Annotated in this window: 9 protein-coding genes; 8 read left to right on the plus strand and 1 reads right to left on the minus strand. The window is 67.1% G+C overall.

Annotated features, from left to right (window positions below):
- Nucleotides 1–5: 5 nt before the first annotated feature.
- The 8 genes from PO768_RS19845 to glk all read left to right on the plus strand — a co-directional run bounded on the left by PO768_RS19845 (nucleotide 6) and on the right by glk (nucleotide 8,825).
- Nucleotides 6–695: a response regulator transcription factor gene (locus PO768_RS19845; RefSeq protein WP_272647429.1), complete on the plus strand. Its 690-nt coding sequence runs from the start codon at nucleotides 6–8 to the stop codon at nucleotides 693–695.
- A gap of 1 nt (nucleotide 696) precedes the next feature.
- Nucleotides 697–2,178, plus strand: coding sequence for a sensor histidine kinase (locus PO768_RS19850; RefSeq protein WP_272647430.1), 1,482 nt, complete (start codon nucleotides 697–699; stop codon nucleotides 2,176–2,178).
- A 213-nt stretch (nucleotides 2,179–2,391) separates the two neighbouring features.
- Complete coding sequence (locus PO768_RS19855; protein WP_272647431.1) at nucleotides 2,392–3,675, plus strand: maltoporin; 1,284 nt, start codon at nucleotides 2,392–2,394, stop codon at nucleotides 3,673–3,675.
- A 40-nt stretch (nucleotides 3,676–3,715) separates the two neighbouring features.
- Nucleotides 3,716–4,966: an ABC transporter substrate-binding protein gene (locus tag PO768_RS19860; protein WP_272647432.1), complete on the plus strand. Its 1,251-nt coding sequence runs from the start codon at nucleotides 3,716–3,718 to the stop codon at nucleotides 4,964–4,966.
- A gap of 76 nt (nucleotides 4,967–5,042) precedes the next feature.
- Nucleotides 5,043–5,924 (plus strand): carbohydrate ABC transporter permease, encoded by an 882-nt coding sequence (locus PO768_RS19865; protein WP_272647433.1) that lies wholly within the window; start codon nucleotides 5,043–5,045, stop codon nucleotides 5,922–5,924.
- Nucleotides 5,924–6,784, plus strand: a complete 861-nt coding sequence (locus tag PO768_RS19870) for a carbohydrate ABC transporter permease (protein ID WP_262968498.1) — start codon at nucleotides 5,924–5,926, stop codon at nucleotides 6,782–6,784. Before PO768_RS19865 ends, PO768_RS19870 begins: the two co-directional genes overlap by 1 nt.
- A gap of 8 nt (nucleotides 6,785–6,792) precedes the next feature.
- Nucleotides 6,793–7,854: an ABC transporter ATP-binding protein gene (locus PO768_RS19875; RefSeq protein ID WP_272647434.1), complete on the plus strand. Its 1,062-nt coding sequence runs from the start codon at nucleotides 6,793–6,795 to the stop codon at nucleotides 7,852–7,854.
- Nucleotides 7,851–8,825, plus strand: a complete 975-nt coding sequence (gene glk / locus PO768_RS19880) for a glucokinase (RefSeq protein ID WP_272647435.1) — start codon at nucleotides 7,851–7,853, stop codon at nucleotides 8,823–8,825. Before PO768_RS19875 ends, glk begins: the two co-directional genes overlap by 4 nt.
- 63 nt (nucleotides 8,826–8,888) lie before the next feature.
- Here glk and PO768_RS19885 read toward each other — a convergent pair.
- Nucleotides 8,889–9,400, minus strand: a 512-nt coding sequence (locus tag PO768_RS19885; protein ID WP_272647436.1) for an ABC transporter substrate-binding protein, incomplete at its 5' end; no start/stop codon positions are given.

Consider the following 9,400-nt stretch of genomic DNA (forward strand, 5'->3'; position numbering starts at 1 on the left):
CGTTCATGAACCTGCTACTGGCCGAAGACGATGCCATCCTGGCCGATGCCTTGTGCGACCAAATGCGTGCCTGCGGCTTCGCGGTCGAGCACGCGCCCAATGGGGCGGTGGCGCAGTACCTGCTGGCCAAGCAGGTCTTCGACATCGTCGTGCTGGACCTGGGCCTGCCGATGGTCGACGGCCTGACCGTGCTGAAACAGCTGCGCCTGTCCAACCCCTCGCTGCCGGTGCTGATACTGACCGCGCTAGACAGCCTGGATGACCGCGTCGCCGGCCTGAATGCCGGGGCCGACGACTATCTGACCAAGCCCTTCGACTTCCCCGAGCTCGAAGCCAGGCTGCGCGCGCTGCTGCGCCGCAGCCGCAGCCACAAGGCCAGCAGCGATCTGGGCCAGCTGAGCGTGCAGCGCGACACCCGCTGCGCGCTGGTCTGCGGCGAGATGCTGGAGCTCAGTCCGCGCGAGTGGGCGCTGCTGGACCTGCTGCTGACGCACCACGGCCGCGTCATCACCAAGGAAGAGATCAACCAGGCCTGGGCCGGCGAGCGCGGCGCCGAGCGTGGCGCTGAGCCCCTGGCCGCCACCAATGCGGTCGAGGTCTATATCCACCGCCTGCGCCGCAAGCTCGAGGGTGCCGAGGTCGCGATACGCACCGTGCGTGGCCTGGGCTATCTGCTGGAAGCCGAGCGCCCCTGACATGCCCAGGCTGTGGCTGGCCGACCGCCTGGGCTCGCGCTCGCTGAAGCGCCAGTTGCTCTTGTGGCTGCTGCTGCCCCAGCTGGTGCTGTGGCTGGCGGGCGCCTTGTTCACCTACAAGCTCGCAGCCCGCTACGCCAACGAGGCGGTCGACGCCAGCCTGCTGCAGGCCACGCGCTCGCTGGCGCGCCAGGTCAAGCCCATGGGCAACGGCCTGCTGATCGACTTTCCGCGCGCCGCCCAGGATGTGCTGGAGGCCGACCCCAGTGACAAGCTGCTCTACACCGTCAGCTCGCCGCCGGGCCAATTCATCCTGGGCAACCGCAAGCTGCCCGGCCCGCGCCTGGACAGCGCCAAACCACAGCTGGGCAGAGCCTATTTCTACGACGGCGAGATCGCCGACGCCGAGGATGCCAGCCGACGCTCGCGCATCCGCATGGCCGCGCTCTATCTGCATTTCGGCGAAGACCCCGACGACCAGCAGACCATGCTGGTGCAGGTGGCCCGCTCCAGTGCCAACCGCGAGGAGCTGGCGCGGCGCCTGCTGATCGACACGGTGCTGCCGCTATCGGCCCTGATCGTGCTGATGAGCATGATCGTCTGGGCCGGCGTCAGCGCCGGACTGGCACCGCTGACGCGGCTGCGCAACCTGGTCGAGGGCCGGGCTCCCAATGACCTCCGGCCGATCGAGCTCGATGCGGCGCCACAGGAGCTGCGCTCGCTGGCGCGCGCGATCAACGAGTTGCTGGAGGCCGTCCAGCACAATGTGCAGGCGCAGCGGCGCTTCATCAGCGACGCCGCCCATCAGTTGCGCACCCCGCTGGCCGGGCTGAAGAGCCAGACCGAGCTGGCGCTGACCGAGGCCACCGATCCGTCCCGCCAGGCCCAGCTGATGGCACGGCTGCTGCGCGTGCAGGAGAGTGCCGGCCGCAGCGCCCACCTGGTCAATCAGTTGCTGGCGCTGGCGCGCACCGAACCGGAGTCGCTCACCAGCCAGCCGCTGCAGCGCCTGGACCTGGGCCGGCTGGCGCGCGAGGTGACGGCCGAACTGGTGCCGCGGGCCCTGCAGCGCGGCATCGACCTGGGCTATGGCGATGCCGGCGGTGACGAGGCCGATGAGCGGCAGCCGGCGCTGGAGGTCATGGGCATCGCGCTGCTGCTGCGCGAGGCCCTGGTCAATCTGATCGACAACGCCCTGCTCTACGCCGGCAGCGGCGCGGCGGTCACGGTGCTGGTCCGCCCGGCGGCGAGCGGTGAGGTCGAGCTGACCGTCTCGGACAACGGCCCCGGCATCGCGGCGGACTTGCAGCCACGCGTCTTCGAGCGCTTCTTCCGCGGCACCCAGCAGGGCAATGGCTGCGGCCTGGGCCTGGCCATCGTCAAGGAAATTGTCGAGCGCCATGGCGGCCGGCTGAGCCTGGGCAATCTGCAGCCCCAGGGCCTGCGCGTCGTCGCCACGCTGCCGCTCGCGCCGCGCCGCTGAGCGCGTCGCTCCCCCTCCCCGCACCCCGCCCGCAAAGGGCGCAGCGAGCACCAAGACGGCGCCCGATGGGTCGCCTTGCGCACTAATGGTAAGCACGGATACGGAAACATTAACAAGAAATTAATATCCGCTCCGCATGCAAAGAACATGAACATTTGCTTAACGCCACGCACCCGGAGCGGCGTCGGGCAAACAACACAGAGACAAGCAACCATGACGCAGCACTACACCCGGGCGCTCAAGCGCCTCCCTCTGGCCCTGGCCCTGCTGGGCGCCAGCGGCTACAGCCTCGCCGTCGACTGGACCGGCTACTTCCGCGCCGGCCCCGGGCTGACCAGCAACGCCACCTCGCGCGCCTGCTACGGCCTGAACGGCGGCAGCTCGGGCATGAAGTACCGGCTCGGCAATGAATGCGACTTCTACGGCGAGTTCCAGCTCAGCCAAGGCTTCAAGAAGGACGGCATCGACTACAAGGTCACGCTGATGACCGACCACTACACGGCCGCCACCGACACCAATGGCGACGGTCTGAAGATCGCGCAGATGTTTGCCGAAGCCAAGGGTTTCGACATCGCCCCGGAGGCCACCTTCTGGATCGGCAAGGAGCGCGGCCGGCGCGGCGATGTGCACATCGTCGACACCTATTTCACCGAGATGGTGGGCGTCGGCGCCGGTGCCAAGGGCTTCAAGGTCGGTCCCGGCGCGCTGGGCGTCGCNCGCGGCGATGTGCACATCGTCGACACCTATTTCACCGAGATGGTGGGCGTCGGCGCCGGTGCCAAGGGCTTCAAGGTCGGTCCCGGCGCGCTGGGCGTCGCCTACTACAAGACCGAGGCGAGTGCCGTGCTGCCGGGCCATCGCAGCAATATCGAATGGGTGGGCATAGACAGCAACCCGGGCGGCAAGCTCAATGTCTTCGCCACCGTCACCAAGGGCCAGTTCGCCGGCGGCACCAAGGGCGCCGGCCTGGCCATCCGCCATGACCAGGAGAAGCTGCTGGGCAGCAGCCTGAACAACACCCTGTGGCTGCAGTATGCCCAGGGCTCGGCCGGACTGAACTCCAACTTTGGCGACCTGACGGCCGGGTCCAAGGCCAAGTCCTACCGCATCGTCGAGTCGATCAACTGGCAGCAAGGCCCGTTCGGCGGCCAGGCCCTGATCCTGCTGGCCCGCGAGAAGAACAAGCTGGGCATCAGCACCAAGTCCTTCTCGGTCGGCGGCCGGGCTTCCTATGCGCTGTCGCGCCACTTCAAGATGGTCGGCGAACTGGGGGTCTCGCAGTACAAGCCCGACGGTGGCCAGACCGCGCGCCTGACCAAGCTGACGATCGCGCCGACCCTGTCAGTCGGTTCGGACTTCTTCAGCCGCCCCGAGTTCCGCCTCTACGCGACGATGGCCAAGTGGAACAAGGCCGCCGGCAATGTGACCGGCCAGGCCGCTTTCGACGACAAGACCTCGGGCAACAGCCTCGGCGCCCAGGTCGAGTGGTGGTTCTGAAGTCCAATGTCACGCCAGCAAAATCCCTGAAGGAGACATCATGAAAAAATTCATCCCTACCCAAGCAGCGACGGCTGCCCTGCTGTTCGCCACCGCCGCCGCCCAGGCCGGCGAGGTCGAGGTGCTGCACTGGTGGACCAGTGGCGGCGAGGCCAAGGCGGCCACCGCGCTGAAGGCCACGCTGCTGGCCCAGGGCCACAGCTGGAAGGACTTCGCGGTCGCCGGCGGCGGCGGCGATTCGGCGATGACGGTGCTGAAGTCGCGCGTGGTCTCGGGCAATGCGCCGGCCGCCGCGCAGATCAAGGGCCCGTCGCTGCAGGAGTGGGCCCGCGAGGGCGTGCTGACCCCTATGGACGAGGTGGCCAAGGCCGGCAAATGGGACGAGATCCTGCCGGGCCCGGTCGCCGACATCATGAAGTACAAGGGCCACTACATCGCCGCGCCGGTCAATGTGCACCGCGTCAACTGGCTGTGGGCCAACCCCGAGGCGCTGAAGAAGGCGGGCGCCAAGCTGCCCAGCAACTGGGATGAGTTCTTCGTCGCCGCCGAAGCGCTGAAGAAGGCCGGTATCGTGCCGGTCGCCCATGGCGGGCAGAACTGGCAGGACTTCACCACCTTCGAAGCCGTGGCGCTGGGCGAAGGCGGCGTGGACTTCTACAAGAAGGCCCTGGTGCAGCTGGACCCGGCCACGCTGAACGGTCCGACAATGGAGAAGGTGCTGAGCACCTTCAAGCGCATCAAGACCTACACCGACAAGAACGCCCCGGGCCGCGACTGGAACCTGGCCACCGCGATGGTCATCAAGGGCGAGGCCGGCATGCAGATCATGGGCGACTGGGCCAAGGGCGAGTTCGTGGCGGCAGGCAAGGTGCCGGGCAAGGACTTCATCTGCACCACGACGCCGGGCAGTGCCAAGGCCTTCACCTTCAACATCGACTCCTTCGCGCTCTTCAAGCTGAAGAACGAGGCCAATATCAAGGCGCAGAGGGACCTGGCCGTGGCCATCATGTCGCCCGAGTTCCAGGAGCTGTTCAATCTGAACAAGGGCTCGATCCCGGTTCGGCTGAACATGAAGATGGATAAGTTCGACGACTGTGCCAAGACCTCCTCGGCCGACTTCGTCTCGACCGCGAAGTCCGGCGGTCTGGTGCCCTCGATCGCGCACGGCATGGCCGTCGGCGCCGCCGCCGAGGGCGCGATCAAGGACGTGGTCAGCCAGTTCTGGAACAGCGACAAGATGACGGCCAAGGAGGCGCAGGCCAAGATCGCCGCGGCCGCCAAAACCAAGTAGGCCACGCGCCCGCAGTCCGCTGGCGCGGCCCGGTCCGCGCCAGCTTCCCCGCCCTAGGTTCACCGGTCTTACGCGCATGACAGCCCTCCCCTCGGCCGCGCGCAGCCCCTGGCTTCCCAAGCTGGTGGTCGCGCCCACCTTCGTCCTCTCCTTCTTCTTCATCTATGGCCTGATGGCCTGGAACGGCTATTTCTCGGTCTCGGCCTCACGCCTGCTGCCCAACTACGAGTTCGTCGGCCTGGAGCAGTACCAGGCGCTGTTCGAGAACGAGCGCTGGTGGCTGGCGCTGCGTAATCTGGGCGTGTTCGGCGGCCTCTTCATCGGCGGCGGCATGGCCCTGGGCCTGCTGCTGGCCATCCTGCTGGACCAGAAGGTGCGCGCCGAGGGCCTGCTGCGCACCATCTACCTCTACCCGATGGCGCTGTCCTTCATCGTCACCGGCACGGCCTGGAAGTGGATCCTGAATCCCGGCCTCGGGCTTGAGCATCTGCTGCAGCAATGGGGCTTCGAGAGCTTCAGCTTCGGCTGGCTGGTCGATCCCGATATGGCGATCTACTGCGTCGTCATCGCCGGCATCTGGCAGTCGGCCGGCTTCGTGATGGCCTTGTTCCTGGCCGGCCTGCGCGGCATCGACGACGCCATCATCAAAGCCGCCCAGGTCGACGGGGCCAGCCTGCCGCGCATCTACTGGCGCATCCTGATCCCCAGCCTGCGGCCGGTGTTCTTCTCGACCCTGATGGTGGTCAGCCATCTGGCGATCAAGAGCTTCGATCTGGTGATGGCGCTGACCGCCGGCGGCCCCGGCTACGCCACCGACCTGCCAGCCACCTTCATGTACACGATGGCCTTCTCGCGCGGCCAGATCGGCCTGGGCGCGGCCAGCGCCACCATCATGCTGGCCACGATCGCGGCCATCGTCGTGCCCTACCTCTACTCCGAGCTGCGGAGGAAATCCTGATGCGCACGCCCGCCCTGACCCTGCACCGCCTGGTGCTGATCGGCAGCCTGCTGCTGTTCGCCGCCTTCTTCCTGACGCCGCTGTACGTGATGGTGTCGACCTCGCTGAAGAGCATGGACGAGGTCCGCAACAGCACCCTGCTGGCGCTGCCGATGAGCCCCAGCTTCGAGGCCTGGAGCAAGGCCTGGCGCAGCGCCTGCACCGGCACCGACTGCGGCGGCCTGCGGCCCTTCTTCATGAACTCGGTGCTGATGGTGGTGCCGGCCGTGCTGATCTCGACCGTGCTGGGCGCGCTGAACGGCTATGTGCTGACCAAATGGCGCTTTCGCGGCAGCGAGCTGATGTTCGCGCTGCTCTTGTTCGGCGTCTTCATGCCGATGCAGGTAGTGCTGTTGCCGATGAGCCAGGTGCTGGGCTGGCTGGGCATCGCCAGCTCGGTCTGGGGCCTGATCCTGGTCCATGTGCTGGCCGGCATCCCGTCGACCACGCTGTTCTTCCGCAATTACTACATCGGCCTGCCCGACGAGCTGATCAAGGCCGCGACGCTGGATGGCGCCTCCTTCTGGCAGATCTTCTGGCGCATCGTCGTGCCGCTGTCCACGCCCATCATCGTCGTCACGCTGATCTGGCAGTTCACCGCGATCTGGAACGACTTCCTCTACGGCGTCGTGTTCTCCGGGGCCGACAGCAAGCCCATCACCGTGGGCCTGAACAATCTGGCCAACACCTCGAGCTCGGTCAAGGAATACAACGTCGACATGGCCGCCGCGATGATCGCCGCGCTGCCGACCTTGTTCATCTACATCGTGGCAGGCAAGTACTTCGTGCGCGGGCTTACGGCCGGCGCCGTGAAAGGTTGAGAAAGACTATGGGCGCTCTGAATATTTCCCAGGTCCGCAAAAGCTATGGCGGCATCGAGATCCTCAAGGGCATCGACATCGCGATCGAGGCCGGCGAGTTCCTGATACTGGTCGGGCCCTCGGGCTGCGGCAAGTCGACCCTGCTGTCGATGATTGCCGGCCTCGAGCACCCGAGCTCGGGCCGCATCAGCATCGGCGAGCGCGATGTCACCTACCTGCCCAGCAAGGACCGCGACATCGCGATGGTGTTCCAGAGTTATGCGCTCTACCCGAACATGAATGTCGCGCAAAACATCGCCTTCGGCCTGGAGATGCGCAAGGTGCCGCGCGCGCAGCGCGAGCAGACCGTGCAGCGCGTCGCGAAGATGCTGCAGATCGGCCATCTGCTGGACCGCAAGCCGGGCCAGCTGTCCGGCGGCCAGCGCCAGCGCGTCGCGATGGGCCGGGCGCTGGCGCGCGACCCCAAGCTCTTTCTGTTCGACGAGCCGCTGTCCAATCTCGATGCCAAGCTGCGCATCGAGATGCGCGCCGAGATCAAGCTCTTGCACCAGCGCACCCGCACCACCACGGTCTATGTGACCCATGACCAGGTCGAGGCCATGACCCTGGGCGATCGCATCGCGGTGATGAAGGAAGGCGTGGTCCAGCAGTTCGGCACACCCGAGGAGATCTACAGCCGGCCGGCGACCCGCTTCGTTGCCGAGTTCATCGGCTCGCCGACCATGAACTTCGTCAGCGCCGAGCGCAGCGCCAAGGGCCTGGCGGCGCAGGGTCAGGTCTTGCCGCTGAGCACGACGCAGGGCGCCGCGCTTGAGGCAGCCTCCGCGCAATGCCTGTACGGCCTGCGGCCCGAGCACATCACGCTGGCCGACCAGGGCCTGCCCGGCCGCCTGCTGATGATTGAGCCGACCGGTCCCGAGACCTATGTGCTGGTTGAGACCGCGCTGGGCAAGCTCACCTCGCGCGTCGCCGGCCATCTGCGCATGCAGGTCGGCGAGACCGTGCACCTGCAATGGGCGGCCGAGACCGCGCATCTCTTCGATGCCGCCAGTGAAAGGCGGGTGGCATGAGGACGGGCCTGTCGGACTCGGCGGACGCCCGGCTGCTGGCCGATGTCGGCGGCACCCATGCCCGTTTCGCCTGGCAGCCGGCTGCCGGCGCGCCGCTGCGGGATGTGCAGACCTATCGCTGCGCCGAGTATCCCAGCCTGCAGCAGGCCATCGAGACCTATTTGCGCGACAGCGGCAACGCTGGCGCGGCCCAGGGTGCGATCGGCATCGCCAACCCGATCACCGGCGACCGGGTGCAGATGACCAACCACCACTGGTCCTTCTCGATCGAAGCATTGCGCGAAACCTTGGACCTGCGGCGACTGCTGGTGCTGAACGATTTCGCCGCGCTGGCGATGGCGCTGCCGATGCTACGGCCGGACGAGAAGCAGCAGCTCTGCGGCGGCCAGCCGGTGCCCGGCGCGGCAATGGCCTTGATCGGCCCCGGCACCGGGCTCGGTGTCTCCGGCCTGCTGCCCTGCGGCGAGGGCTACCGCGCTCTGGAGGGCGAAGGCGGCCATGCCACCTTGTGCGGCGTCACCGAGCTGGAAGTTGCGGTGCTGGCCCAGCTGCAGCGGCGTTTCGGCCATGCCTCGGCCGAGCGTGCGGTCTCGGGCCTGGGCATGGTCTGGGTCTACGAGGCCTTGTGCGCGCTGGACGGCGTGGCAGTGCCCGCCGGCCTGGACGCCCCGGGCATCAGCGCGGCGGCATTGGCGGGCAGCGATGCCCGCGCCGCGCAGACCCTGGACCTGCTGTTCGCCTTTCTCGGATCCATGGCCGGCAATCTGGCCCTGACCCTGGGTGCGCGCGGCGGCATCTATCTGGGCGGCGGCGTGCTGCCCCGCGTGATCGAGCGGCTGGACGCATCGCCCTTCTACGAACGCTTCGTCGACAAGGGGCGCTTCCGGAGCTTTCTGGAAGCCATCCCCGTCTACCTGATACGGGCACAGGAATCACCAGCGCTGCGCGGCATCGCGCAGGCGCTGCGCTGAAGACCCGACTCTGGCGGGCCGGGTCCGGCCCGGATCTGCTCAAGGCAGATCCGGGCACATCGATCAGCGCACGACGGCGATCTGCTGGCGCGAACCCGACTTGTAGGTGAACAAGGTCAGCGCGCCGTTCTTGATATCGCCCTTGCTGTCAAACGAGATCGTGCCGGTCACGCCCTTGTAGCCATCGGTCTTGGCCAGCACCGGCAGGTACTTCGCGGGCTCGGCCGAACCGGCCTTGACCATCGCGTCGACCATCACATTGACGGCGTCGTAGACATAGGGGGCGTAGATCTGCACATCCGCCTTGTACTTGGCCTTGAACTTGGCCTTGAAGTCATCCAGCGACTTCTTGGACTCGCCCTCGACGCCGCCGGCCTCGGCGCAGACCACCTGCTCATCGGCCATGGTGCCGGCCGAGAGCTTGGGCAGCTCGCCCGTGCAGATGCCGTCACCGCCGACGAACTTGGCGCTGATGCCCAGCTGCTTCATCTGGCGCAGCATCGGGCCAGCCACCGCATCCATGCCGCCGAAGAAGACCACATCGGGCTTCTTGGCCTTCAGGGAGGTCAGGATGG

This window comes from Paucibacter sp. XJ19-41 (assembly GCF_028462495.1).
Classification (GTDB): Bacteria; Pseudomonadota; Gammaproteobacteria; order Burkholderiales; family Burkholderiaceae_C; genus Roseateles_E.